Below are 23,345 nucleotides of genomic sequence, written 5' to 3'. Positions count from 1 at the left end.
CCGTCTTTTCTAATCCACTTCTTTCTTAATCCCCAGCATTTTTTCATCTAAATAGTGGGCAATCTCCGCCGCTTCCTTCAGTTCATCGGTTAAATGTTTAGGGACGTCGTTGTTCAGTTTATAGTAGATTTTATGCTCCAAGCTCGCCCAGAAATCCATGGCGATGGTGCGGATTTGAATTTCTGCTTTGACGTATTCCACTCTGTTCGTTAAGTTCACAGGCATTTCAATAATCAAATGCAGGCTTCGGTAGCCGTTCGGTTTCGGATTCTGAATATAATCCTTTACCTTTACGATCCGCAAATCCTCATGCTGCTTCAGGACGTTCACGACATTATAAATATCAGAAATAAAGGAACAAATGATACGCACACCGGCAATATCGTTGATATGTTCCTTCATTTCCTGTGTCGTAATCTCGCAGCCCTTTCTCATGAGTTTATTTACGATGCTTTCAAAGCTTTTCACACGTGATTTTGTATGCTCAATCGGATTGTGGCCGTGAATTAAATTATATTCCTGACTGATAATCGAAAACTTTGTATCAAGTGCATCTAGTGCAAATTTATAAACTAACAGTTCGTTTTTCCAGTCTTCCATGACGGTTTTTAAATCGTCCATATGTGTTACAGATAAATCCATTTTCGTCATCTCCTTTAACGGATCTTTATCCGCTGTCCATGTACTAGACGTGCCTGCCTGCTGCTAGGTTCTATGAATTTTTTTACAAAATCCTGTCGAATGTAACAAAAAAAGACCGCACGAAAAAGCGGTCTTCTTTCTTACCGGAAATAGCTGATCAATAATCCAATTGACAGCAGGAATCCGAAAAATGTATTGGTTTGCGCTGTGGATTTCATCGCCACAATCATATTCATTGGCAATTCTTTTTTGACGAAGCCTTTCACCGCCTGAACTGGTTTAGGCACGCTCAAAAAGACGACAAACAGCCATGGGCTTGCAGCTCCTGTAATGACCAAGCCGACAACCCAAATATAAGCGACAGCAAACGACGCAGCCAGCAGAGTGACGGCTCCTTTATGTCCCATCAGGATCGCCAATGTTTTGCGTCCGCCTTTTTTATCCTCTTCGATATCACGAATATTGTTCGACAGGTTGATCGCGCCGACAAGAATCGCAATCGGAATCGAAATGAAAATGCTCTGCTTATTGATCATGTCTGTCTGAATAAAAAATGAAATCAGCACAAACACCGAACCCATGCAAATGCCTGAGAATAACTCACCGAACGGTGTATATGCAATCGGCAGAGGCCCGCCTGTATACAGGTAACCGATCGCCATTCCCACGAGGCCGATGACAGCCAGCCACCAGCTGCTGCTCATGCAAATATACACACCGAGCAAAATGGCAATGCCGTATGAAGCGAGAGCTAATTGCAGAATCGTTTTGGGCTTCATACCATGTCTGACAATTGCGCCGCCGATTCCGACAGATTCAGCTGTATCTAACCCGCGTTTAAAATCGTAGTATTCATTGAATAAGTTCGTCGCGATCTGGATCCATAAGCAAGAAAACAGCATAGCCAGAAACAGCAGCAAATCAACCTTCACATAAAACATCGCCAAAACTGTTCCGAGAAGCACAGGAACAAACGACGCCGTTAATGTATGCGGTCGCGTTAATTGCCACAGGATCTGCCCCATACTTTCTTTTTCCGGCGCTGTCTGACCCTCACCCTTATTTGTTTGGTTCATCTTCCTCTTCCTTTCTATTAAAAGGCTTACTTTTTTTCAGCCGGCCACTTGATGAAACTTGCGTTTTGCTTCCTTATCTATCATAATGACTTCTCCACCATTTCACAAGATACCTTAAGCGGGCGTTTTCCTTCTTATTATACGCTTTCTGCCCTGATTTCATTAGAGTTCTGCCTGCGCCTTTACAAACAGGAGCGGAAAAATTTTTTTAAATCATTTACGCTTTTTAAAAGTTAAAAAGTTCTCTTCATAACATTTATTCTTTCCTTTATAATGAATCAGTCAGAGAAACTTCATTCATACTCTTTCAAAGATAAAAATTCACTTCTGAAGGCAGAAGCCGATATATAAATTTGAGGGATATTAGGGAAAATATGAAACTTTTTGCGCATCCGCTCGTCATATACTCATGTAATTGTCGAAAAAACGGGAAGGGAATTTGAATATGCTGCAATTGATGAAACAGCTGTATGAAAAACCCGCTGTCAAGTGGACATGTCATACAGGCTTTTATTTGTTGATACTGCTTGTTTTGTTTTTTATGTATGGTTTTCACACCGCGAATACCGGTTCTTATATTTATAACGATTTCTAATTGGAGAGAGAATAACAATGAAACTTTTAGATGCTATTCAAACACATGCGGAAACTTATCCGCAAACCGAAGCCTTCCGCTCTCAAGGCCAGTCGCTCACATATCAGGAACTTTGGGCGCTGTCTGACCGTGCGGCTGCCGCGATCAAAAAACGCGTTTCTGGAGAAAAGGGTTCTCCTGTTCTGGTGTACGGACATATGGAACCGCACATGATTGTCTCCTTTTTAGGAAGCGTCAAGGCGGGACACCCTTATATCCCGGTTGACTTGTCCATTCCGTCCGAGCGGATTGCGAAAATTATTGAAAGCTCGGGCGCTGAATTGCTGATTCATGTATCTGGTCTTCCTGTTGATATTGACAGCGGGCTGATTCAGACAGTTTCAGCGGAAGAACTGCTGGAAAACGAAGGCACTGTCAGCCGTGATCAATGGGTGACGGGACACGAAACGTATTATATCATTTACACTTCCGGAAGCACGGGCAATCCGAAAGGCGTGCAGATTTCTGCCGCGAACCTTCAAAGCTTCACAGACTGGATTTGCGCGGACTTCCCGATCAACGGAGGAAAAACGTTTTTAAACCAAGCGCCGTTTTCATTTGATTTATCCGTCATGGATCTTTATCCGTGCCTTCAGTCAGGCGGTACTTTACACTGTGTGACAAAGGACGCCGTGAATAAGCCGAAGATCTTATTCGAAGAGCTCAAAAAGTCCGGGCTGAATATATGGACATCGACGCCATCCTTTGTGCAAATGTGCCTGATGGACCCTGGATTTTCACAAGATCTGCTTCCTGAGGCGGACACATTTATGTTTTGCGGAGAGGTTCTCCCGGTTTCTGTAGCCGAAGCGCTGCTTGAGCGTTTCCCGAAAGCGAGAATCTTTAATACGTACGGTCCGACTGAGGCGACAGTCGCTGTTACGTCCGTTGAAATTACAAGTGACCTCATCAGCCGGCATGAATCTCTGCCAGTCGGCTTCGCCAAACCGGATATGAACATTTTGATTATGGATGAACAGGGGAATCAGCTCCCGGATGGAGAAAAAGGCGAAATCGTCATTGCAGGCCCGAGTGTAAGCCGCGGCTATCTCGGTGAGCCTGAGCTGACAGATAAAGCATTCTTCTCTTATGAAGGCCAATGGGCATACCGAACTGGCGATGCTGGTTATACACAAGATGGTCAGATTTTCTGCCAAGGCCGCTTGGATTTCCAGATTAAACTTCACGGGTACCGAATGGAGCTGGAGGAAATTGAGTTTCATGTGAGACAGTCTCAGTACGTGCGCTCAGCTGTTGTGATTCCGTATCAGCCAAACGGAACTGTCGAATATCTGATAGCTGCAATTGTGCCTGAGGAGCACGAATTCCAGAAGGAGTTCCAGCTGACGAGTGCGATTAAAAAAGAGCTTGCCGCTTTCCTTCCGGCTTATATGATTCCGAGAAAGTTCATTTATCAGGATCACATTCAAATGACGGCTAACGGCAAAATTGACCGGAAACGCATCCGCGAAGAGGTTCTTGTATGACGCCTTACAGCTCGTTTTTATTCTTTATATTGCTTGGCATTCTTCTTCTGCCGACCATTATTCTCGGCCTGAACGGGAAAAGATTCCAGGCATACAACATGTTTATATCCATCCTTATATTGGCTCTGATTTTCTCGCATGACTTACACGGCGTCATCGCCCTGTGTCTGTTTACCATATGGCAGGTGCTCCTGATCAGCGGCTACCTGGCGTACCGGCAGAAAGCGAACAGCGGCTTTGTCTTTTGCTCGGCTGTTATCGCGTCTATTCTGCCTTTATTCTTGTCAAAAATATGGCCGTTTCTTTCTCATCCGCAGCCGCATCATACGCCGCATAACCTGATCAGCTTTTTAGGGATTTCGTATTTAACCTTTAAGGGCGTTCAGCTGATTATGGAAGCGAGAGACGGGCTGCTGAAGGAACAGCTTCCGCTTCACCGCCTGCTGTATTTCATCCTGTTTTTCCCAACGATTTCTTCCGGTCCGATTGACAGGTACCGCAGATTCGTCAAGGATGAGCAGAAGGCATGGACAAAAGAGGAATATGCCGATCTGCTGTATACGGGGATTCACAAGATTTTCATTGGATTCCTTTACAAGTTCATTATCGGCTATGCGATCAACACGTATTTCATCATGAACCTTCCCGCGATCACGCACAATAAGATCATCGGGAATCTGCTATATATGTACGGCTACAGCATGTATTTATTCTTTGATTTTGCCGGCTACACGATGTTTGCCGTCGGGGTCAGCTATATTATGGGGATTAAATCGCCGGAAAACTTTAATAAACCGTTTATCAGCAAAAATATTAAAGATTTCTGGAACCGCTGGCATATGTCTCTGTCATTTTGGTTCAGAGACTATGTATTTATGAGATTTGTATTTTGGATGACAAAGAAAAAGTGGATCAAAAACCGTATGGCCGTCTCAAACATCGGGTATTTCCTGCTGTTTATGCTGATGGGGGTGTGGCACGGCCTTGCGCCGCAATATATCATCTACGGCCTCTATCACGCCGTCCTGATGACGTGTTACAACTTTTTCGAGAAGTGGAATAAGAAATATAAATGGCTCCCGTCCAACCGCTGGACAACGATTCTCGCTATTGTGATCACGTTCCATTTTGTGTGCTTTGGGTTTTATATTTTCTCAGGAAAGCTATTTCATCACCATCATTAAAGGAGATTAGAAAACTATGGATTTTAAACAAGAGGTATTAGACGTTTTAGCAGAGGTTTGCCAGGATGACATCGTAAAGGAAAACCCTGATATTGAAATTTTTGAAGAAGGTTTGCTTGATTCTTTTGGAACAGTAGAATTGCTGCTTGCGATTGAAAACCGTTTTGATATTCTGGTGCCTATCACTGAATTCGACCGGGATGTATGGAATACGCCTAATCACATTGTAAACCAGCTGTCTGAGTTGAAATAATGAAAAAGCGTTTTTTCGGTCCAATTATTTTGGCGTTTATTTTATTCGCAGGCGCCATCGCAGTTCCATCTTCATGGCTGACAGGCTTCATCACCGATAAGCGGGTGAAAGAATCAGCAACAGCCTTGAATCCGAGTATGTTTCAAGGGCTATATTTACAAGATCAAATGCTCAAAGATCCGACATATCTTCCGATTTACGGGTCTTCTGAGCTTTCCCGGCTGGACGAGTTCCACCCATCTAATTATTTTAAAGTAAACAATGAGGGATTTACGCCTTACCTTGTCGGCAAAGGCGGGTCCCAGTCATTGATACATTCCTTAAACTTCGCTGCCCATATGGATCAGCTGAAGGGCAAAAAAATTGTTTTCATCGTTTCTCCGCAGTGGTTTATTAAGCGCGGGTCTGATGAACAGCATTTTGCGCCGAACTATTCCGCGCTTCAAGGGCTGGATTTGGCTTTTAACGAGCAGATCGACCCTGACGTCAAAAAGAAAATGATGAAGCGTATGCTGCGCTTCAAAGCTGTTCAAAACGATGCTGTACTTTCCGAGCTTTATAAGGCGATGGTGAATGGCCAGACATGGAAAGTGAACGCGCTGAAGCCGGCGGCAAAAGTATATTACAAGATGCTAGAAAAGAAAGACCTTTATTATTCAGCGACGGAAACCACGGGACCAAAGCGGTATATCTCACAATCCGTGAAGGATAAGTCATGGTCTGAATTAAATAAACTGGCCGATGAATCAGGCAAACGCCACTCCGGGTCTAACGATTTTCACATCGACAATCCTGTTTATAAAAAGCTGAAGCCGAAAGTGCCTAAGCTGAAAGGGAAAAACAAAGGCAGATCGTATGCGAAGTCACCGGAATACGGCGATTTTGAGCTGATGCTTAGTATCCTGAAAGACGCGGGCGCAGAGCCTATGTTTGTCACCATCCCTGTTAACGGAAAATGGTATGACTACACAGGCTTCCCGAAAAAAGGGCGCACAGACTATTATGAAAAGGTCAATAAACAGATTAAAGCGAAGGGCTTCCAAGTCGCTGATTTTTCAGGTCATGAATATGACCCTTATTTTATGAAAGATACCATCCACATCGGCTGGAAAGGCTGGGTATATGTGGATAAGGCAATTGATGAATTCTATAAAACCGGAAAGGTTACTTCATCGTGAGCATCTATTAGGACGCGGCTGCATATTTCCTGCTAAGATTTGAAATAGTAAAGGAATCACAGCCAGCTTGATAAGAGGTGTTACATCAATGAAGATGACAGGCAATACGGTTTTGATCACAGGCGGTTCAGCAGGCATCGGGCTTGAACTGGCCAAACGGCTGCTTGAGCTCGGGAATGAAGTGATCATTTGCGGACGCAGCGAAACGCGTCTTGCAGAAGCGAAAAAACAGCTCCCAGCCCTCCATACAAAACAATGCGATGTCGCTGACCGCACGGAGCGTGAGGCATTGTTTGAATGGGCCCAGAAGGAATTTCCAAAGCTGAACGTTCTCGTTAACAATGCGGGCATTCAAAAGGAAATTGACTTTAAAAAAGGGACTGAGGAACTCTTTGTGGACGGGGATGAAATAGAGCTGAATATCCAAGCGCCTGTCCATTTATCAGCTCTTTTTACGCCTCACTTGATGAATCAGCCGGAAGCGGCAATTGTTCAGGTAACGTCCGGGCTCGCGTTTAACCCGTTAGCTGTTTATCCGGTGTACTGTGCAACAAAAGCGGCGCTCCACTCCTTCTCACTCACGCTCAGATACCAGCTTCGTGATACAAGCGTTGAAGTGATCGAGATGGCGCCGCCTATGGTTGACACGGGTTTAAATCAAAAATCACGCGATAAGCAAGGTCTGTCGTACCGCGGCATTACACCTGAAGAATATGTTCAATATTTCTTAGACGGCTTAAAAGAAGGCAAACAAGAGATTACAAATGAACGTGTCGAAGGTCTGCGGAATGCGGTCCGTGCCGATTACGACAGAGTATTTGAACAAATGAATGCGCAGGAGAATTAATTTCTCCTGCTTTTTCTTATAAATTTTTTACAAATTTGAGCAAACCTATTGCGATTATTTGGTGAAGGTATACAATAGAATATAAAATATTTTCAAATAAGTTTGATAATATAAACAATTTAACAACAGGGAGATTGACCATGACTAAACAAACGATTCGAGTTGAATTAACATCAGCCAAAAAACCGAAACCAGATCCACATCAGCTTTCTTTCGGAAGAGTGTTTACAGACCACATGTTTGTAATGGACTACGCATCTGATAAAGGCTGGTACGATCCGAGAATCATTCCTTATCAAGCCGTTTCAATGGACCCGGCCGCAATGGTATATCACTATGGCCAAACGGTGTTTGAAGGCTTAAAGGCTTACGTCACAGAGGATGACCATGTTCTGCTTTTCAGACCGGAAAAAAATATGGAGCGCCTGAATAAATCAAATGACCGCATCTGTATTCCGCAAATTGATGAAGAACAGGTTCTTGAGGGTTTAAAACAGCTGATCGCTATTGATAAAGACTGGATTCCGAATGCGGAGGGCACGTCCCTTTACATCCGTCCATTCATTATCGCAACCGAACCTTTCCTTGGTGTCGCGGCATCTCATACGTATAAGCTCTTTATCATCCTTTCTCCGGTCGGCTCATATTACAAAGAAGGCATTAAGCCTGTCAAAATTGCTGTGGAAAGTGAATTTGTCCGTGCGGTAAAAGGCGGAACGGGAGATGCGAAAACCGCAGGAAACTACGCTTCAAGCTTAAAAGCGCAGCAGGTTGCAGAAGAGAAAGGATTTTCTCAGGTTCTCTGGCTGGACGGCATTGAGAAAAAATACATCGAAGAAGTCGGCAGCATGAACATCTTCTTTAAAATCAACGGTGAAATTGTGACACCGATGCTGAACGGCAGCATTCTGGAGGGCATCACGCGCAATTCCGTCATCACCTTGCTTAAGCATTGGGGGCTTCCGGTATCAGAACGAAGAATCGCCGTTGATGAAGTCATCCAAGCCCATAAAGACGGCGTTCTTGAAGAAGCCTTCGGAACGGGTACGGCTGCTGTTATTTCTCCAGTCGGCGAACTGATCTGGAATGACGAAACACTGATGATCAACAACGGTGAAACGGGAGAAATCTCTAAAAAGCTGTATGACACGATCACAGGCATTCAAAAGGGTACAGTTCCTGATGAATTTGGATGGACGACTGAAGTCGCAACGCTCACTGAAAGCAAATAAACAAAAAACCGGCCCAAAACGGGCCGGTTTTTTTATGCTTCAATTTTGTTAAAGAACTGCGGCAGATGTGCTTTGTGCGCCTCCAGCATTTCGTCTAAGATCTGTTTGGCCACTGTGTCGGATGGTACGAGAGGATTAATCGTCATGGCAAGCAGCGCTGTTTGGTAGTCGCCTGTGACAGCCGCTTCCGCCGCGACACGCTCAAATGATTTGATTTGCTGGACGAGACCGCGGACAGATACTGGCAGATCGCCTACGGCGATTGGCTTAGGGCCGTTTTTCGTCATCACGCAGTTTACTTCAACAGCGGAATCATCTGGAATGCTTGCAATCGCACCGTTATTGACCGTGTTCACCGGCTGAATGTCGTGTTTATCATTGTAAATGGAGCTGATGAGGTTGCACGCTGCATCGCTGTAGTAAGCACCTCCGCGTTTTTCAAGCTGCGGCGGCTTGATCGCCAAATTTGGATCTTTATAAAGCTCGAACAGCTCTTGCTCTACCTTTTGCACTACTTCAGCACGGGTGCCTTCCGTTTGTGATGCTTCAAGCTCGTGCTCGAACATTTCTTTTGTTTTGAAATAGTAGCGGTGGTAGCCGCAAGGGATCATGTCGAGTGCTTTTAAGAATTCTGGCTCCCACTCAGCGCCGGAGATGTTTTTCATTGTCATCGCGTTTTTCGGATCACCCATCGCTTCAATGACTTTATCCTTCACGCTGACACCGTCTAAGAAGACGTCCATTCCGAACACCATATGATTCAATCCGGCAAATTGAACCTCTACCCGGTCAACATCTACATCGAGCGCTTTCGCTACGCCCATTTTGATGCCGATCGGGACATTGCAGAGACCGACGACTTTCTTCAGGTTGGAGTAGCGAAGCAAGGCCTCCGTCACCATACCTGCCGGATTTGTGAAATTGACAAGCCATGCGTTCGGACAAAGCTCCTCGATGTCCTTCGCAATCTCTAGGATGACCGGAATGGTGCGCAATCCTTTAAAGAGTCCTCCCGGGCCGTTTGTTTCCTGGCCGATGACGCCATATTTTAATGGAATGCGCTCATCCTTGGCTCTCGCCTGCAGCAGTCCGACCCGGAATTGAGTCGTCACAAAGTCTGCATCTTTCAGCGCTTCCCTCCTGTCCAAAGTGAGGTGAATGTCGATCGGGACACCGGCTTTTTCAACCATCCGCTTGGCGAGCGTGCCGACAATGTTCAATTTTTCCTCGCCTTCAGGAATATCAACGAGCCATAATTCACGTACAGGCAGCTCCTTGTACCGTTTGATTAAACCTTCCACAAGCTCCGGTGTATAGCTTGAGCCTCCGCCAATCGTTACAATTTTCAATCCTTTTGTCATATGCTTGCTCCCCCTTGCACGGTGATTTTTTCATATAGCTCAATGAATTCAGCCGCCAAATCCTTGACTGTCATGGCATTCATTAAATGATCCTGAGCGTGGACCATCAGCAGTGTCATTTCTGTTTTTTCTCCGCCTGCTTCACTTTGGATCAGTTCTGTCTGATAATGATGGGCTTTTGATAATTCATCCGCAGCTTCTTGAAGCTTACTCCGCGCCTCTTCGCTGTCGCCGTTTTTCGCGGCGGCGATCGCTTCCATTGCGGAGCTCCTTCCGTTTCCTCCGTGAAGAATGATTTGAAAAATAATTTGCTCCATTTTCTCATTCACGCGACTCACTCCTTTCTTTACAAAGCCGCCTCTTTGTCGTCTGAAACAGCAGGCGTTTGAACGAGCTCTAATTCGTTTTCTTCTTTCAGCTTCTGTTTATCCCACATTCTGAAGAACGGGTAGTAGACAACAAAGGAAACGGCAATATTAATGGCTTGCATGACCGCGCCTGATATTTTGCCTCCTGTCGCCAAGTAGCCTGAAAAGATCGGCGGCATGGTCCACGGGACTGCGATACCCGCAGGTTTGGCGACAAGTCCGGTGCTCATTCCGATGTATGTGAGTGTCAGTGTGATAAGCGGCGTGACGATAAACGGAATCAAGAGCATCGGGTTCATGACGATCGGCATTCCAAAAATGATCGGTTCGTTAATATTGAAGACCGCCGGGCCGATCGCAAGCTTTCCGAGCTGCTTCATTTGTTTGCTTCGGGCGCGAAGGAACATCGTGACAACCAGTGCAAGAGTGGCACCGCTTCCGCCGATATTGATCCAGATATCGAAAAATTGCTGGGTGAAAATCTTAGGCAGCTCCTCACCGGCTTGGAACGCGATCCGGTTGGCATCCATGGCGCCGTACCAAATCGGTGCCATGACGCCGCCGACAATGTTGGCGCCGTGAAGACCGCAGGCCCATAAAAGCATTTTGACGGCTTCTGCGATAAGGCTGCCCCCGAGGCTTCCGCCAAGAATGGAGAGCGGTGTTCCCAGTAAAACGCTTACAATATTATGAAGGCTTTCAAACGGCGTCGCTTCAACAATCAGTCGTGCTGCCCAAATCAGGAAGATGACGGCAAAGCCGGGGATTAAAGCGACAAATGACTTGCTGACCGCCGGCGGAACACCATCCGGCATTTTAAAAACCATATTGCGCTGGATAATGAGACGGTAAATCTCTGTTGACACCATCGCGATAATCATGGCGACAAACAGGCCTTTACTTCCCATCAGCGAAAGCGGAATACCGCCGCTGACCATTATCTCTTTCGTCGAGCCATCCGGCGTAAACGGCACTTGATACGGTGTCGCTAAGAGGAAAGCCGCAAGGGAGATGGCACCAGCTGACAAGGCATCGACCCCATATTTCTCCGCCAGCCTGTAGGCGATGCCGAATGCGGCGACAAGCCCCATAATTTCAAAGGTGGCATCAACCGGGTAAGCGAGCTTCTCAGACCAGGCGCTGCCGAACGTTTTTGCCATAAAATCGGCATATCCGGGAATCGGGAGGTTGCCGATGATGAGGAAAAAGGAGCCGATGATAATAAGCGGCATTGTTAAAATGATACCGTCACGGAGCGCCTGCAAATGACGCTGCCCCGCAATTCTTCCCGCTATAGGCATGACCTTCTCTTCTAACAACTGATTGACTTTATTCACATAGCCCGCCCCTCTCTATGACGCGTTTCCAAGCTGTTCAGCCGATTTCAGCACTTCCGCTCCGTTGCACGTCCCATAATGGACTGTGTTAATGACGTCTACCGGAACACCCTTTGATTCTCCTAGTTTTTTCAGCTGAGGAAGCATGTAACGGACTTGCGGGCCGAGGAGCAATACATCCGCTTTATCGATATGATTTTGTACAGAATCACCTGATACTGCCCAAATGGTATAGTCTTTTCCTTGTTCCTGCGCGCTTTTTTCCATCTTGCTGACGAGTAAGCTTGTTGACATGCCTGCTGCACAAACGAGTAATATATTCATATAAAAGACCCCCTAAGAGTTTGATAGAATTTGTATGTCCTGCTGTTGATAACATCATATTATGAAATCGCTTTCATAAACACTCAAGGTTTTTCCGCAGGAAACGGAAAAAAGGTATATCCAGGCTGTCAGTTTATCGTTTTTTGTCAAACACATCGGAGAGCTCTTGGTACGTGCGGCTTTTTAACAGCTGGCTTACCGCTGCCGGATCATCCAAAATACTGCCGAGCAGTTTATACATGCTTTGCAAATCCGCTTTGTTTTCCTTTTCGACACAAAGCAGGCAAACAAATTGAACCCGTTTATTCTCCCAGTCTATCGGCTTTTTGAGCGTACAGACGGCCCAAAATGTCGTTTGCGTCTGCGGGACGAGCGGGTGCGGAATGGCCACGAGGTTGCCGAAGCACGTTGGCGACATCTCTTCTCTATCAAATATAGAATCTATGATTTCCTTATTCGCATAGCCGCCGTCCACTGCTTTCTGACCTAAAAATTGAATCACCTCTTCTTTCGAACGCAGATCCTTCTGGAAAAAAACGAGATCCTTTTTGAGATAGCTGACAGCTTTTTCTTTCTCATCATTCAGGATGGATTCTATTTTTGTAAAATCGGTTCCGCCTAAGATGGTGTTTACCTTTAGTACAGGCACAGGGAGTTCTTTTTTGATCGGAATGGTGCTGACCACAAAATCAATCGATTCATAAGACAACTGGTCAAGACTGTAATATTCAGCCGTGCCGAGAATATCGATCCGTTTGCCGAAGTGGGAGCGAAGTTTTTCCCTCAGAAGCTGGGCACTTCCCGCACCTGACGCACAAACGATGATGCAGCGCTTAGGCGGGCTTTCTGTTTTCTTCCGTTCAATTGCGGCGCCGAAGTGCAGCGCTAAATAACCGACTTCATTTTCATGAATATCGATGCCCGTTTTTTCTTTTATGACGATTCCGGCGATGATTCCGGCCTCAAAGGCGAGAGGATAATTTTCTTTGATCGCTGCCAGCATCGGATTTCTCAGATTCATGCCATACCGGTTGCGGGTGATCGCGGGTTTTACATGCAGTGCCAAGCCAATTTTCAGCTCTTGATCATGCAGGATGCCGAGCTTTAATTCTCGGTCGACCGCTTCGATCATGGCGGCAGTCAGCCGATCTGTTTCTTCATCGATTGAAAATTCGCCTTCTCCGCACTGCGGCTGTGTCATTCGTTTCGTGCCGAGAAGATGCATGGCGATATAAGCCGTTTCATTTTCCGGAAACGTGACGCTAAGGGCTGATTCCAGTTCTTTCACAATTGCTTCAGCAGCCTGGTATTCTTTTTGATGCAGAATGTGATCCATATCTTCCGGGAAAAGAGAAACATAGTGTTCCGTTCTGATCCGCTTACAGGCGATGGCGATATGAATGATGAGGTTATTCAATCCAAGGTTAGACAGAGGAATCCGGTCGTTTTTAATCTTTCTCATAATCACAGAATGGATGATCTCAATTTCTTCCTTTGGCAAAATATCAGCCTTTTCATTCAGAAAATCAATTTCTGTTTCTCTTTCATCAACAATGTACTCCGCCATACAGTACCTCATCTGCACCTCGTCTCCGCGCAGCTTGAAGCCGTAATTCGGGCGTGTTTCCATGACAATGCGGTAAGGAAGCAGCCGTTTCTTCACTTCCTTTAAATCGGTTTGGAGTGTAGATTTTGAGATAAAAAGTTCTTCGGCCAGCTCATCCAGCTTGAGATAATGATCCGCCAGCAGCAGCCGTTTCATGAGATATGTAATCCTCTCCTCGGGAAATACCGGCAGCCCCTTTTTCTGCTGAAACACGTCTTGCAGCAGCGTTCTAAAGGTCTGCTCGTCATGAATGCGCAGCTTGTATCCCGAGCCTCTTACCGATTGAACCAAAGCGCCATGGCCGCTTATCACATCTTGGAGTTCCTTTATATCATTGCGGACCGTCCGCGTCGTCACATGTAAATGTGCGGCAAATACCGAGCTTGTCACCGGAACTTCAGCCGCCATCAATAAGCGCAGAATTTCACGAAGTCGCCCATGCAGCATGAGAAAAACCTCCTATCAAGATAGATGCAGGAATTACATAAGTAGGCAGAAAGGATGTGGTGAAGGGAAAGCGAAATGTATATAAATTCTATAATGGGGAGAAATGCAAGTCAATGAACATCGGGAGGACAAGAGGGAAAACAGACCCATAAAAAAACAGCCGGGATCAGCCGGCTGTTCGGGATGCGGACATGTTCTTTTGTTTAGACGCCTTGCGGTCCTTCATGATTTTTCGAACAACCGGGTAAATGACCGGCGCCCATTTGATAACGGTTTTGATCATTTTTTTCAAAGCTCCGATTCTCCCTTCTTTTTTCTCAACCATTCCCCTGATTCCCCTTTGTTTAAACATGCTAACGCGACACGTACCTGTTTCCCGTCACCCAGAAACGCCACGGATAATCGCGCGCCTCTCCGCTGTTGTCGATGCCGATGCGCGGGCCGGTTGACATGTCTTCCGGTGTGTACCCGCTTTCAATGTAAAGCGGCTGTTCCGTGATCCAGCGTCCGTAGTCATTCATCGTGACGCCAAGCGCTTTCGTTAACTTTCCGGGACCATTTGTCCATTCTCTCGGACGCCGGCCCGGCCTTCTTTCCTCCATTAACAGCTGGCCTTCATGAGGCTCAATCGCCCTGATCAATACCGCTTGCGGAACATCCTCTTCTGCGGCAACGACGTTCAGCAATGTATGGGTGTGCATCACATACGTATACACACGGCCAGCTTCACCAAACATAATCTCAGTCCGCTTCGTCCGGCGGTTGTTAAAGCTGTGGGCTGCTCTGTCCCCGGCTCCCATATAGGCCTCTGTTTCCACAATAAAACCTGAAGCTGTCCCTTCATCCGTTTCCTTTACCAAAAGACAGCCGAGAAGAGAAGGAGCCAGTTCTAGGGCCGTTTTTTGATAAAACGTGATGGGCAGCGGATTTCTTTTTCTGGTCACGAATGTCGTACTCTCCTTTTTTCGTTTTGGTAATTGTACCATTCCCGAAGCAGCTAAAAAAAAACTTCAGTTTTAAAATTCTTCCATTAAGGGAATATTGTTACCGTTCAAAAAGGAGGCTCAACCAATGAAAGATGATCATCAAAAAGAGTATCACGGCACAAATGTCGAAGGCAGTGAGGATGCGCTTTCTCATAAGACATCCGGGAAAAACGAGTCAGAGGATACCTTGACGAACAGACAGGGGCATCCTGTCACCGACAACCAGAATGTGAGGACGGTCGGGAACAGAGGGCCGACAACGCTGGAAAATTACGATTTTCTCGAAAAAATCAGCCACTTTGACAGGGAACGCATTCCCGAACGTGTTGTGCATGCCAGGGGTGCAGGCGCACACGGATATTTCGAAGCCTATGGCAGTTTTGGAGACGAGCCGATTTCAAAGTACACACGAGCGAAGCTTTTCCAGGAAAAAGGCAAGAAAACGCCGGCATTTGTCCGTTTTTCCACGGTGAATCACGGAAAACATTCACCTGAAACATTACGGGACCCGCGCGGTTTTGCCGTTAAGCTTTATACTGAAGACGGAAACTGGGATTTGGTCGGGAACAACCTGAAAATCTTTTTTATTCGCGATCCGCTGAAATTCCCGGATCTTGTACACGCGTTTCAGCCTGATCCGGTGACCAATATCCAAGATGGTGAACGTATTTTCGACTTCATTTCTCAATCTCCTGAAGCGACACATATGATCACATTCTTGTTTTCGCCTTGGGGCATTCCTGCCAACTACCGGCAGATGCAGGGTTCAGGCGTTCATGCCTACAAATGGGTGAATGAGGAAGGCAAGGCCGTTCTTGTAAAATACCATTTTGAACCGAAACAGGGCGTCCGCAACCTGACACAGAAGGAAGCAGAAAAGATTCAGGGGAAAAACTTCAACCACGCGACACAGGATTTGTATGAAGCGATTGAAAACGGCGATTATCCGGAGTGGGAGGTGTATGCCCAAATCATGAGTGATGACGAGCATCCGGATCTCGACTTTGATCCGCTTGATCCGACTAAGCTGTGGTATAAAGAGGACTTTCCGTGGAAGCCGATCGGCAAATTAGTGTTAAACAAAAACCCTGAGAATTACCATTCTGAAGTAGAACAGGCTTCATTCGGCACAGGGGTCCTTGTCGACGGACTTGATTTTTCTGATGACAAATTGCTTCAAGGACGGACGTTTGCCTATTCCGATACGCAGCGGTACAGAGTTGGCGCAAACTACCTGCAGCTGCCAATCAACTCACCGAAAAAACACGTCGCGACCAACCAGCAAGGGGGTCAAATGCAGTACCGCGTGGATATCGGCGAAGGTCAAAATCCGCATGTCAACTATGAACCGTCGATTATGGGCGGGCTGAAGGAAGCGAAGCAAGATGGTAAAGACCACACCCCGCATGTCGAAGGTAACCTGAAGCGGGAAGCGATTGACAGAACGAACAATTTCGGACAAGCCGGTGAAACGTACCGGAGATTTACTGAGTTTGAGCGTACTGAACTCATCACAAATCTGGTCAATACGCTTTCAACCTGCAGAAAAGAAATTCAGGAGCAAATGATTGAGAATTTCACAAAAGCCGATCCGGACTACGGAAAACGCGTGGCGGAAGGGCTGAAAAAGGCTTCAGAAAATAACAGCAACGGACCGGTCGGCACGACAGAAACGGCTCAAGCCGCCGAGCAGGCTGAACAGGAAAGCCATCCGTCTGATCCGTATTAACACCAAGAACAGGACTTTTTGAAGTCCTGTTTTTTCATTTCTCTATTGAAACGTTTCCACAAATTGTGTTGTACTGGAAGGAAAGAGGTGGTGAGAGCATGGAAATTCAGCAGCCGCTGATTCCTCAGCAAAAAACAATCGGCACTTTAGATCACGCCGTTTTCTTATGCATGGTATTTTGTTTTTGGTTTTCGGGCTATATTTACGTTCCTGTTTTCAGCCTGTATTTGGAGGATCTGCACTTTTCATACGGAGCGATCGGCATGATTCTCGGAAGCTACGGGGTGACCCAAATCCTGCTGCGGTTCCCGCTTGGGGTTCTGTCAGAAATTCTTTTTTCTCTGCGTAAGCCATTGTTAATCGCCGGCTTTGGATGTTCCATTCTCAGTAGCGTGCTTTTTCTTGCGTTTGATTCTTTTTTCTTCGTCCTGACCGCCCGGCTTCTCGCGGGGATTACAGCATCCATGTGGGTGATGGCGACGATTCTATACGCTCATTATTTCAAAGATGGCAGTGCCTCAAAAGCAATGGGCATCATGCAGTTTTTTACCGTCATGCCTCAGTTTGTCAGCATTGTGTTCTGCGGGCTTGCAGCAGCGCATTTAGGCAGGCAGGTTCCGTTTTGGATGGCACTGGCTGCCTCGTGCATCGGCCTTGTGATATGCTGCTTTATTAAAGATCCGTCCGTTTCTTCTGGGCAACGTAAGTCTCTCCGTATAACGCAACACATCAAAGACACATTGCGGCTGCCGAAGCTGAAGATTTTCACGATTCTATCTATGACTGCACATGCCGTGCTATTTATGACGGTGTTTGGTTTTACGCCGCTTTACACGAACCAGCTCGGAATGGGAGACATCGAACTGCTTTGGGTGATGACCGCCTTTTTTCTCCCTCATGCAGCGGCTACCCTGAGCTTTTTGTTTTTGCGTTTTACCGGAAGAATCGCCTATGGCACCATGCTGATCTGTTTTGCTGTCATTGGAGTCTGTTTGATGTTCGTTCCTTTTTCAGCTTCATTGCTCACAGTTTGCATGACCCATGCTTTCATCGGTCTGGCGCTTGGCTTTGTGTTTCCCCTATTGTTAAGCCGGGTCGTCGATATCAGCTCAGCGCGTTTAAAAATGTCAGCCATGGGATTTTATCAATCGTTTTATGCGCTGGGCATCTTTACCGGCCCCCTTCTCGCCGGAAAAATCGCACAGATTTTCGGTTTGGCCGAGGTATTTTATGGAGCCGGATTGATGGCATTGGCCGCTTTGATGATGATGCTGGCCACAAAGCGAAAACTGATCAGTTAATAGCTTTCATACCGGCGGAAGCGCCACACAGAAAAAACGGCCAGAAGCATGATGCACAGAATGGAGAATGTGAGCGACCATCCGAAAAAGTCCGCCCGCTCTCCATGAAGAAGAATATGCTCCGCCTGCTTGCAAAGCTCAGCCGGCAGCCATTTCGCACCATCAGGAAAAAGCGAGACAGCAAAGGAAACGGCAGCCGTCAGCCCAATTCCGGCTGCCGCGGCTGCTCCGAGAGACCGAAACATCGTGCTTCCGGCAAGCCCTGCAGTAACAATAAACATCATCCAAAGAGAGTAGAGCCCGAGGCTTGCTGCAAAGCGGCTGAACGATGCGTGCTCAAACAATATCCGAACGTAATAATAAGCAAGTCCGTACCCAGCTGCAAACGACGCGATCCCGATCATGCTTTGGGTGATCCATTTGTTCAATATATACTGGGCTGCAGTCACAGGCCGCGACATAATCAGAGCCGTTACACCTTGATTTCTTTCATTCGCCACACTGCCCATGACACTGAAGATGATCAGCGCCATGCCAAGCGTGTTAAATTGGGAAAGCGTGCTCACCATCACCTCAGATCCGGAAGGCATGGTAAAACTGATTTTCATACCGTCTGGAAGGTTCCCCCCATGCGCAATGATTTCCGGCATATAATAAATGGTCAGCGGCTGTGTCAGCCCCACGATCATCATCGCAATGGGCAGCCAGATCAGCTTTCCGCTTCTCCAGCCTTCCAGCCATTCCTTTTGTAATAGCGTCATCATGACATTCATGCGTGCACCACCTTAAGATAGACGTCTTCGAGAGACTCTGTTTTCTGTTCAAAACGGGTGACTGTCAATCCCATTTGGATACAATCACTCAGCAATATCCTGCCAGAGCCTGTATCGCTTAGCTCAAAAACAGCTTGGGACGGATTCATATAGACAACATCGGATATATAAGGCTTCTCTTCAAGCCAGCCTTTCAGTTTCTCTTTCACAGTAAGAGTGAAAACATTCGTTTGATGCTGTTCTTTGAGCTGCTGTAAAGCGCCTTTCCATGAAATCTCGCCGCTTTTCATGATCACGACTTGATCACACACCTGCTCCGCATCGTGCAAAACGTGAGTAGAAAACAAAACAGCCATATGTTTTTTCAGCTCCCGCATCATATCCAGCACCTCGATACGCCCTGAAGGATCCAGGGCAGAAACCGGTTCATCCAAAATCAAAAGCTTCGGTTTATGAAGCAGAGCCTGAGCCAGACCGAGCCTTTGTTTCATGCCGCCAGAATAACCGCCGATTCTTTTGTTTGCCGCGTCCTGCAAACCGACAAACTCCAGCATTTCGCCTATTTTCTCTTGGCATTTTTTCTTTGAAAGGCCAGACAGTCTCCCGGCAAAGGTTAAAAATTCATTTGCCGTCATCCATGAATAAAAAGCCGGGTACTGCGGAAGGTAGCCGATCATACTGCGATCTGCTTTTTGCTCCCCGTACAGCTTGACCGTCCCGGAGGTGGGTGACAGCAGTCCGGACAGCATTTGAAGCGTTGTGGTTTTACCAGCCCCATTCGGTCCTAATAGAGCGACACACTCGTTCTCCATGACTTGAAAGCTGACATTCCGTACAGCTTGATGATGCCGGTATGATTTGCATAATGACTCAATAGATAGCATGCTCGCTCACCTTTGCTTTCTGCCGACGGTAAAAAATAAAATCGGCCCAATAATATTGATGCATATAATTACTGCTGCCCACATCCATTTCGGCCCGTTTGTCCGCTCTTCTTTCACACAGCTGATCAGGGCAAACACTGCCAGCACGGCCTGTAACACAATCAGCGGTACAATCATTTCCCAAGAAATATTCATTAGCTGATCCTCCTATTTTTTCGGTCAGGCCTTATCACAAAAAAGTAATAGCAAATCAGAGGCATCGGCGCTTGAATCAGTCCGACAATTCCCCACACCCATGCCAGACGATCCCGTTTTTTCGCATCAATGAATAAAAAGATTCCCTGTGCCAATACAATCAGATAAGCAAACACAAAAATCGTCAAATCTGTTTGGGACATCAGTGTTTCACCTCACGTTCGCCAAGGTATCGTTTTTTCTCAGCTGCAATCAAAATCGGCAGGACAGCCAGCGCACAGACCTGAAGCACGACAAAAGCAGCGGGAACTTGAGTAAATGCCAGAGTCGCCGCGCTTACCACTACCAGTGCAGAAAACACAAATAAGATAACTTCTTTCAGCACGCTTTTTCTTCGTTCGGCTTTCATTTGTGACAGCTGATCAAGCAATTCTTTTTGACTCGGTATATTCGGGTTGGCGCATTGGTCAATTTTCTGCAATTCCGATTTTAAATGAACAGATTGCTTTTCTTTATTCATCAGTCCACTCCTTTCTGATTTGCTGGAGCCCTTTATGGACTCTGGACTTTACCGTGCCTTCTTTGATATGCAGCATCATTCCGATATCAGCATAGGTATAGCCGTAATAGTGCCTTAATAAAACGGGCGTGCGCAGCTTCGGGTCAAGCTGAGAAAAGAGATCAAGCGTCTCGCTCCACTCAGAGCCTTTCGTTGACACGTCCCACTTGATCTTGCGTATCGTTTCCTCTGTAACAGCCTGATTTCGTTTCCATTCTCTCTTTCTCTTTTTCTGGTGATCAAGGTAGAGTCTTGACGCGATAGAGATCAGCCAAGTGGAGAATTTGGATCGGCCTTGAAAACTCCCCAGATGGACGTATCCTTTCAGAAAGGTTTCCTGAACTAGATCCTCGCTGACGTCAGGGTGAAGGGAAAGCTTTAACAAGTATTTATATAGAAAAGAATAATAATGCTGAAAAAGGGCTGTAAACGCCTCGTCGCTTCCCTCTTTCGCCTGCTGAATCAATTGCTGTTCTTCATTTGTATCCAACGGCCGCGATCCCCCCTTTTTTTGTTATCTTGCCTTATGAGACGACACCGGATTCCAGAGCGTTCAACTTTTTTTATAATTCTTTTGATCTATTGACTTCACTGGCCTCTCATCAGTTTTCGTGAACATCTAAATTTGTAAAGCGAAGTACAGTCTGTTAAGCTATGTTTTTATGTCTATTTCAAAATTTCATTATATATGGAGGACGATGCATTGAAAGTAGAAAGGCGAACGATTGAATATATTCCGAATGAAGAAAGACATGGTAAAGCAAAAGATTTATTTCCCGTATGGTTCGGGGCCAATATGCATATCACCACGTTAGTGACCGGTACTCTTCCCGTTGCAATGGGACTTAATCTGTTTTGGAGTGTTGCCGCTATTATTTGCGGAACCTTAATCGGTGCCATATTTATGGCTTCTCATTCCGCGCAAGGACCCCAGCTCGGCATCCCGCAAATGATTCAAAGCCGTGCCCAATTCGGCGTAATCGGAGCGATTCTTCCCCTCTTCTTAGTCATGTTTATCTACCTTGGTTTCTTCGCAAGCAGTACAATTCTGGCGGCCGGGACCTTAAGCAGCTTTGTTCCCATCCCGGGATCATGGAGCATTATAGGCTTAAGCGCCGCATGTTTTTTACTCACCATTTTCGGTCATGATTTGATTCACAAAATGCAAAAAATCCTTTCTTGGACCTCTTTTGCCGTATTTTTTGCTGCAACGATACTCATTTTCCAATTACCGATTCCGGCAGGCAGCTGGATGCCCGGGACGATCGACTTGCCCGTTTTCTTGGTGGCAGTCAGCGCCGTAGCAACTTGGCAGCTTGCCTATGCGCCTTATGTCGCCGATTATTCCAGATATCTGCCAATTAAAACACCGGCGTCCCAAACGTTTTGGTACAGCTACGCAGGAACATCTGTCAGCTCCATCTGGATGATGCTGCTCGGCGCGCTGCTGACCACAGCACTTCCTGATTTTACGACAAACTCAGGGACCCAGATTGTGCAATTGTTCGGCCCCTTCTCGTTCATTATGCTGATCATTGTTTTATTTGGCCAGATGGCGATTAATGTCTTTAACTTGTATGGAGCTTTTATGTCCACGACGACTACGCTTGAGCCGTTTCTAAAATTAAAAGTCACACCGAAAATCAGAATCATCATGATCCTTGGCGTCACAATCGTCGGAACAGTCCTAAGCCTTCTCGGGCAAAGCAATTTTATGGAGCTGTTTTTGAATTTTATCTTTTTTATCAGTTATTTCTTAATTCCATGGACGGCGATCAATTTAGTGGATTACTACTTCGTCCGCCACGGGAACTATGAGGTCAAAGCGATGTTTGATGTCAACGGGCCATATGGAAGAGTCAATTGGATCACAACGATTGCTTTCATTCTATCCATCTTGTTAGAAATTCCGTTTATCAATACATCCTTTTACATCGGGCCATTGGCAAAAATGTTTGGCGGCGGGGATATTGCATGGATTATCGGCTTAGCCGTGCCTTCTGTTCTATATTATGTACTCATGAAACCGCGACTGAAAAAACGAGCGGGCTATCAAGAAAAGCTGTCTTCCCTATGAAGACAGCTTTTTTCATTCAAATCGTTTCCACACACGAGGCAACATGTCAGAGAGCTCGTGGGCGAGCAGCGTATGGGCAGAGTGTTCGTCAGTCCAAAGCTCGGCGCATGCACCGTGCAAGTATACGGCATTTAATACGGCATGTTTCGGGTCTTTGTGGCAGCAAAGCATGCCCAATATCATTCCCGTCAGTGTGTCGCCGGTTCCGCCTTTGGCGAGTGCCCCGTTTCCGGTCGGATTGCTCCAGCAGTCGCCATCGGGAAACGCGATGATGGTTTGATTTCCTTTTAACACGATCACCGTTTGCAGCTGAACCGCCCACTCCTTGGCATATTCTTCTCTTTTATTTTGCAAGTCTTTCACCGGAACCCCTGTCATTCGGGAAAACTCACCTGGATGCGGCGTAAGGATGACGGGCGCCTTCCGTTTCGGATACGTGCGCTTTGTCAGCGCCCCGGCATCCAAAATAACGGGGCAATCCTTCTCAAGGACTTGATCAACGGCCTGCTGCACCCTCTCTGTTTGCGGAAGCCCCGAACCGATCGCAATTGCCCGGTACGTCTCTTCAAGGCGAGAGCCCGCCGCTTTTTCCCAGCCGTCACGCCAATACGTGGCCTCCGGCAGAACCGGAACGATCAGCGGGATCACGCTTTCAGACGTGCCGATGACAAGCTTGCCGAGACCGCTCCGCATGGCACCAAGCCCGGCTAAAAGCGCAGCGCCCGGCATGTCGTCGCTTCCCGCCAGCAGCAAAGCCGTACCGTACGTACCTTTATGGCTCGCTGCATCTCTTTCAGGGAGCGCAGCCCTTACATGCTCTTCCGTCCAAATCGGAACATTCATATCCATACCTCCTCTTATTATC

General features: G+C 46.6%; 26 protein-coding genes. 10 read left to right on the top strand and 16 right to left on the bottom strand.

The features are described 5' to 3' along the window. Nucleotides 1-9 precede the first annotated feature (9 nt). Nucleotides 10-642, bottom strand: a complete 633-nt coding sequence (gene ywaC / locus KXD37_RS07220; protein ID WP_010332385.1) for a GTP pyrophosphokinase YwaC — start codon at nucleotides 640-642, stop codon at nucleotides 10-12. A gap of 140 nt (nucleotides 643-782) precedes the next feature. Continuing rightward, entirely contained in the window at nucleotides 783-1,718 is a 936-nt protein-coding gene (locus tag KXD37_RS07215; RefSeq protein ID WP_059292251.1) for a 1,4-dihydroxy-2-naphthoate polyprenyltransferase, read from the bottom strand. Nucleotides 1,719-2,163: 445 nt separating this feature from the next. Between KXD37_RS07215 and KXD37_RS07210 the strand changes: the two genes are divergently transcribed. The 7 genes from KXD37_RS07210 to KXD37_RS07180 all read left to right on the top strand — a co-directional run bounded on the left by KXD37_RS07210 (nucleotide 2,164) and on the right by KXD37_RS07180 (nucleotide 8,533). Beyond that, nucleotides 2,164-2,313 carry a teichoic acid D-Ala incorporation-associated protein DltX gene (locus KXD37_RS07210; RefSeq protein ID WP_010332387.1) on the top strand — a complete coding sequence of 50 codons (150 nt, stop codon included), beginning with the start codon at nucleotides 2,164-2,166 and terminating at the stop codon, nucleotides 2,311-2,313. 17 nt (nucleotides 2,314-2,330) lie between these two features. Beyond that, nucleotides 2,331-3,839, top strand: a complete 1,509-nt coding sequence (gene dltA, locus KXD37_RS07205; protein WP_188323373.1) for a D-alanine--poly(phosphoribitol) ligase subunit DltA — start codon at nucleotides 2,331-2,333, stop codon at nucleotides 3,837-3,839. Continuing rightward, nucleotides 3,836-5,023, top strand: a complete 1,188-nt coding sequence (gene dltB, locus KXD37_RS07200; RefSeq protein ID WP_188323374.1) for a D-alanyl-lipoteichoic acid biosynthesis protein DltB — start codon at nucleotides 3,836-3,838, stop codon at nucleotides 5,021-5,023. Before dltA ends, dltB begins: the two co-directional genes overlap by 4 nt. 16 nt (nucleotides 5,024-5,039) lie before the next feature. Further along, complete coding sequence (dltC, locus tag KXD37_RS07195) at nucleotides 5,040-5,276, top strand: D-alanine--poly(phosphoribitol) ligase subunit DltC (RefSeq protein ID WP_024123329.1); 237 nt, start codon at nucleotides 5,040-5,042, stop codon at nucleotides 5,274-5,276. Next, nucleotides 5,276-6,454 (top strand): D-alanyl-lipoteichoic acid biosynthesis protein DltD, encoded by a 1,179-nt coding sequence (gene dltD / locus KXD37_RS07190; RefSeq protein ID WP_254517933.1) that lies wholly within the window; start codon nucleotides 5,276-5,278, stop codon nucleotides 6,452-6,454. The genes dltC and dltD overlap by 1 nt, the downstream gene beginning before the upstream one ends. Nucleotides 6,455-6,542: 88 nt before the next feature. After that, nucleotides 6,543-7,301, top strand: coding sequence for an SDR family oxidoreductase (locus tag KXD37_RS07185; protein WP_254517934.1), 759 nt, complete (start codon nucleotides 6,543-6,545; stop codon nucleotides 7,299-7,301). A gap of 140 nt (nucleotides 7,302-7,441) precedes the next feature. Next, entirely contained in the window at nucleotides 7,442-8,533 is a 1,092-nt protein-coding gene (locus tag KXD37_RS07180) for a branched-chain amino acid aminotransferase (protein WP_095712711.1), read from the top strand. 32 nt (nucleotides 8,534-8,565) lie between these two features. Here KXD37_RS07180 and licH read toward each other — a convergent pair whose 3' ends face one another. The 7 genes from licH to KXD37_RS07145 all read right to left on the bottom strand — a co-directional run bounded on the left by licH (nucleotide 8,566) and on the right by KXD37_RS07145 (nucleotide 14,920). Further along, a complete protein-coding gene (licH, locus tag KXD37_RS07175; RefSeq protein WP_044159985.1) occupies nucleotides 8,566-9,894 on the bottom strand; it encodes a 6-phospho-beta-glucosidase LicH in 1,329 nt (442 codons plus the stop codon). Further along, nucleotides 9,891-10,223, bottom strand: a complete 333-nt coding sequence (gene licA / locus KXD37_RS07170) for a PTS lichenan transporter subunit IIA (protein WP_024123334.1) — start codon at nucleotides 10,221-10,223, stop codon at nucleotides 9,891-9,893. Before licA ends, licH begins: the two co-directional genes overlap by 4 nt. 17 nt (nucleotides 10,224-10,240) lie before the next feature. Beyond that, the gene (gene licC / locus KXD37_RS07165) at nucleotides 10,241-11,599 is read right to left on the bottom strand and encodes a PTS lichenan transporter subunit IIC (protein ID WP_024123335.1); all 1,359 of its coding nucleotides are present in this window, start codon (nucleotides 11,597-11,599) and stop codon (nucleotides 10,241-10,243) included. A 15-nt stretch (nucleotides 11,600-11,614) separates the two neighbouring features. Continuing rightward, on the bottom strand, nucleotides 11,615-11,923 hold the full coding sequence (licB, locus tag KXD37_RS07160) for a PTS lichenan transporter subunit IIB (RefSeq protein ID WP_024123336.1): 309 nt from the start codon (nucleotides 11,921-11,923) through the stop codon (nucleotides 11,615-11,617). Nucleotides 11,924-12,056: 133 nt separating this feature from the next. Next, nucleotides 12,057-13,976, bottom strand: coding sequence for a transcriptional regulator LicR (licR, locus tag KXD37_RS07155; RefSeq protein WP_024123337.1), 1,920 nt, complete (start codon nucleotides 13,974-13,976; stop codon nucleotides 12,057-12,059). Nucleotides 13,977-14,142: 166 nt separating this feature from the next. Then, entirely contained in the window at nucleotides 14,143-14,301 is a 159-nt protein-coding gene (locus KXD37_RS07150) for a hypothetical protein (protein WP_044159993.1), read from the bottom strand. Between the two features lie 28 nt (nucleotides 14,302-14,329). Next, the gene (locus KXD37_RS07145; protein WP_101859756.1) at nucleotides 14,330-14,920 is read right to left on the bottom strand and encodes a DNA-3-methyladenine glycosylase; all 591 of its coding nucleotides are present in this window, start codon (nucleotides 14,918-14,920) and stop codon (nucleotides 14,330-14,332) included. Nucleotides 14,921-15,047: 127 nt separating this feature from the next. On the opposite strand from KXD37_RS07145, the gene katX reads away from it, so the two are divergent. Both katX and KXD37_RS07135 read left to right on the top strand, forming a co-directional pair. Then, a complete protein-coding gene (katX, locus tag KXD37_RS07140) occupies nucleotides 15,048-16,691 on the top strand; it encodes a catalase KatX (RefSeq protein WP_106019788.1) in 1,644 nt (547 codons plus the stop codon). A 98-nt stretch (nucleotides 16,692-16,789) separates the two neighbouring features. After that, nucleotides 16,790-17,992, top strand: a complete 1,203-nt coding sequence (locus KXD37_RS07135) for an MFS transporter (protein WP_101864291.1) — start codon at nucleotides 16,790-16,792, stop codon at nucleotides 17,990-17,992. Here the strand turns inward: KXD37_RS07135 and KXD37_RS07130 are convergent. From KXD37_RS07130 to sigY, 6 genes are read right to left on the bottom strand one after another with little or no spacing between them, the layout of a single operon-like run. Continuing rightward, entirely contained in the window at nucleotides 17,989-18,765 is a 777-nt protein-coding gene (locus KXD37_RS07130) for an ABC transporter permease (protein WP_024123342.1), read from the bottom strand. The genes KXD37_RS07135 and KXD37_RS07130 overlap by 4 nt on opposite strands. After that, complete coding sequence (locus tag KXD37_RS07125; protein ID WP_105990997.1) at nucleotides 18,762-19,649, bottom strand: ABC transporter ATP-binding protein; 888 nt, start codon at nucleotides 19,647-19,649, stop codon at nucleotides 18,762-18,764. Before KXD37_RS07125 ends, KXD37_RS07130 begins: the two co-directional genes overlap by 4 nt. A gap of 6 nt (nucleotides 19,650-19,655) precedes the next feature. Continuing rightward, entirely contained in the window at nucleotides 19,656-19,844 is a 189-nt protein-coding gene (gene yxlE, locus KXD37_RS07120) for a sigma Y negative regulator YxlE (RefSeq protein ID WP_024123344.1), read from the bottom strand. Continuing rightward, nucleotides 19,844-20,047, bottom strand: a complete 204-nt coding sequence (gene yxlD, locus KXD37_RS07115; RefSeq protein WP_059292240.1) for a sigma Y negative regulator YxlD — start codon at nucleotides 20,045-20,047, stop codon at nucleotides 19,844-19,846. The genes yxlE and yxlD overlap by 1 nt, the downstream gene beginning before the upstream one ends. Continuing rightward, a complete protein-coding gene (locus KXD37_RS07110; protein ID WP_188323377.1) occupies nucleotides 20,047-20,364 on the bottom strand; it encodes a YxlC family protein in 318 nt (105 codons plus the stop codon). The genes yxlD and KXD37_RS07110 overlap by 1 nt, the downstream gene beginning before the upstream one ends. Further along, complete coding sequence (sigY, locus tag KXD37_RS07105; protein WP_095712702.1) at nucleotides 20,357-20,893, bottom strand: RNA polymerase sigma factor SigY; 537 nt, start codon at nucleotides 20,891-20,893, stop codon at nucleotides 20,357-20,359. The genes KXD37_RS07110 and sigY overlap by 8 nt, the downstream gene beginning before the upstream one ends. A gap of 213 nt (nucleotides 20,894-21,106) precedes the next feature. Between sigY and KXD37_RS07100 the strand changes: the two genes are divergently transcribed. Continuing rightward, nucleotides 21,107-22,480 carry a purine-cytosine permease family protein gene (locus KXD37_RS07100; protein WP_103672464.1) on the top strand — a complete coding sequence of 458 codons (1,374 nt, stop codon included), beginning with the start codon at nucleotides 21,107-21,109 and terminating at the stop codon, nucleotides 22,478-22,480. A 12-nt stretch (nucleotides 22,481-22,492) separates the two neighbouring features. Here KXD37_RS07100 and KXD37_RS07095 read toward each other — a convergent pair whose 3' ends face one another. Next, nucleotides 22,493-23,323: an NAD(P)H-hydrate dehydratase gene (locus tag KXD37_RS07095; protein WP_254517935.1), complete on the bottom strand. Its 831-nt coding sequence runs from the start codon at nucleotides 23,321-23,323 to the stop codon at nucleotides 22,493-22,495. Between the last annotated feature and the right edge of the window lie 22 nt (nucleotides 23,324-23,345).

The sequence above is a fragment of the Bacillus sp. XT-2 genome (assembly GCF_025696525.1).
Classification (GTDB): domain Bacteria; phylum Bacillota; class Bacilli; order Bacillales; family Bacillaceae; genus Bacillus; species Bacillus halotolerans.
This window is presented reverse-complemented; position numbering and strand designations above follow the sequence as displayed.

Bases quoted from the DNA above. Each gene is read 5' to 3' on its own strand.
- dltD (WP_254517933.1), top strand. From the start codon at position 5,276: ATGAAAAAGCGTTTTTTCGGTCCAATTATTTTGGCGTTTATTTTATTC.
- yxlD (WP_059292240.1), bottom strand. From the start codon at position 20,047: ATGTCCCAAACAGATTTGACGATTTTTGTGTTTGCTTATCTGATTGTA.
- KXD37_RS07095 (WP_254517935.1), bottom strand. From the start codon at position 23,323: ATGAATGTTCCGATTTGGACGGAAGAGCATGTAAGGGCTGCGCTCCCT.
- licH (WP_044159985.1), bottom strand. From the start codon at position 9,894: ATGACAAAAGGATTGAAAATTGTAACGATTGGCGGAGGCTCAAGCTAT.
- dltA (WP_188323373.1), top strand. From the start codon at position 2,331: ATGAAACTTTTAGATGCTATTCAAACACATGCGGAAACTTATCCGCAA.
- ywaC (WP_010332385.1), bottom strand. From the start codon at position 642: ATGGATTTATCTGTAACACATATGGACGATTTAAAAACCGTCATGGAA.
- KXD37_RS07210 (WP_010332387.1), top strand. From the start codon at position 2,164: ATGCTGCAATTGATGAAACAGCTGTATGAAAAACCCGCTGTCAAGTGG.
- KXD37_RS07130 (WP_024123342.1), bottom strand. From the start codon at position 18,765: ATGAATGTCATGATGACGCTATTACAAAAGGAATGGCTGGAAGGCTGG.
- licR (WP_024123337.1), bottom strand. From the start codon at position 13,976: ATGCTGCATGGGCGACTTCGTGAAATTCTGCGCTTATTGATGGCGGCT.
- KXD37_RS07110 (WP_188323377.1), bottom strand. From the start codon at position 20,364: ATGAATAAAGAAAAGCAATCTGTTCATTTAAAATCGGAATTGCAGAAA.
- KXD37_RS07215 (WP_059292251.1), bottom strand. From the start codon at position 1,718: ATGAACCAAACAAATAAGGGTGAGGGTCAGACAGCGCCGGAAAAAGAA.
- licB (WP_024123336.1), bottom strand. From the start codon at position 11,923: ATGAATATATTACTCGTTTGTGCAGCAGGCATGTCAACAAGCTTACTC.
- KXD37_RS07125 (WP_105990997.1), bottom strand. From the start codon at position 19,649: ATGCTATCTATTGAGTCATTATGCAAATCATACCGGCATCATCAAGCT.
- dltC (WP_024123329.1), top strand. From the start codon at position 5,040: ATGGATTTTAAACAAGAGGTATTAGACGTTTTAGCAGAGGTTTGCCAG.
- dltB (WP_188323374.1), top strand. From the start codon at position 3,836: ATGACGCCTTACAGCTCGTTTTTATTCTTTATATTGCTTGGCATTCTT.
- KXD37_RS07135 (WP_101864291.1), top strand. From the start codon at position 16,790: ATGGAAATTCAGCAGCCGCTGATTCCTCAGCAAAAAACAATCGGCACT.
- KXD37_RS07180 (WP_095712711.1), top strand. From the start codon at position 7,442: ATGACTAAACAAACGATTCGAGTTGAATTAACATCAGCCAAAAAACCG.
- KXD37_RS07150 (WP_044159993.1), bottom strand. From the start codon at position 14,301: ATGGTTGAGAAAAAAGAAGGGAGAATCGGAGCTTTGAAAAAAATGATC.
- yxlE (WP_024123344.1), bottom strand. From the start codon at position 19,844: ATGAATATTTCTTGGGAAATGATTGTACCGCTGATTGTGTTACAGGCC.
- KXD37_RS07185 (WP_254517934.1), top strand. From the start codon at position 6,543: ATGAAGATGACAGGCAATACGGTTTTGATCACAGGCGGTTCAGCAGGC.
- katX (WP_106019788.1), top strand. From the start codon at position 15,048: ATGAAAGATGATCATCAAAAAGAGTATCACGGCACAAATGTCGAAGGC.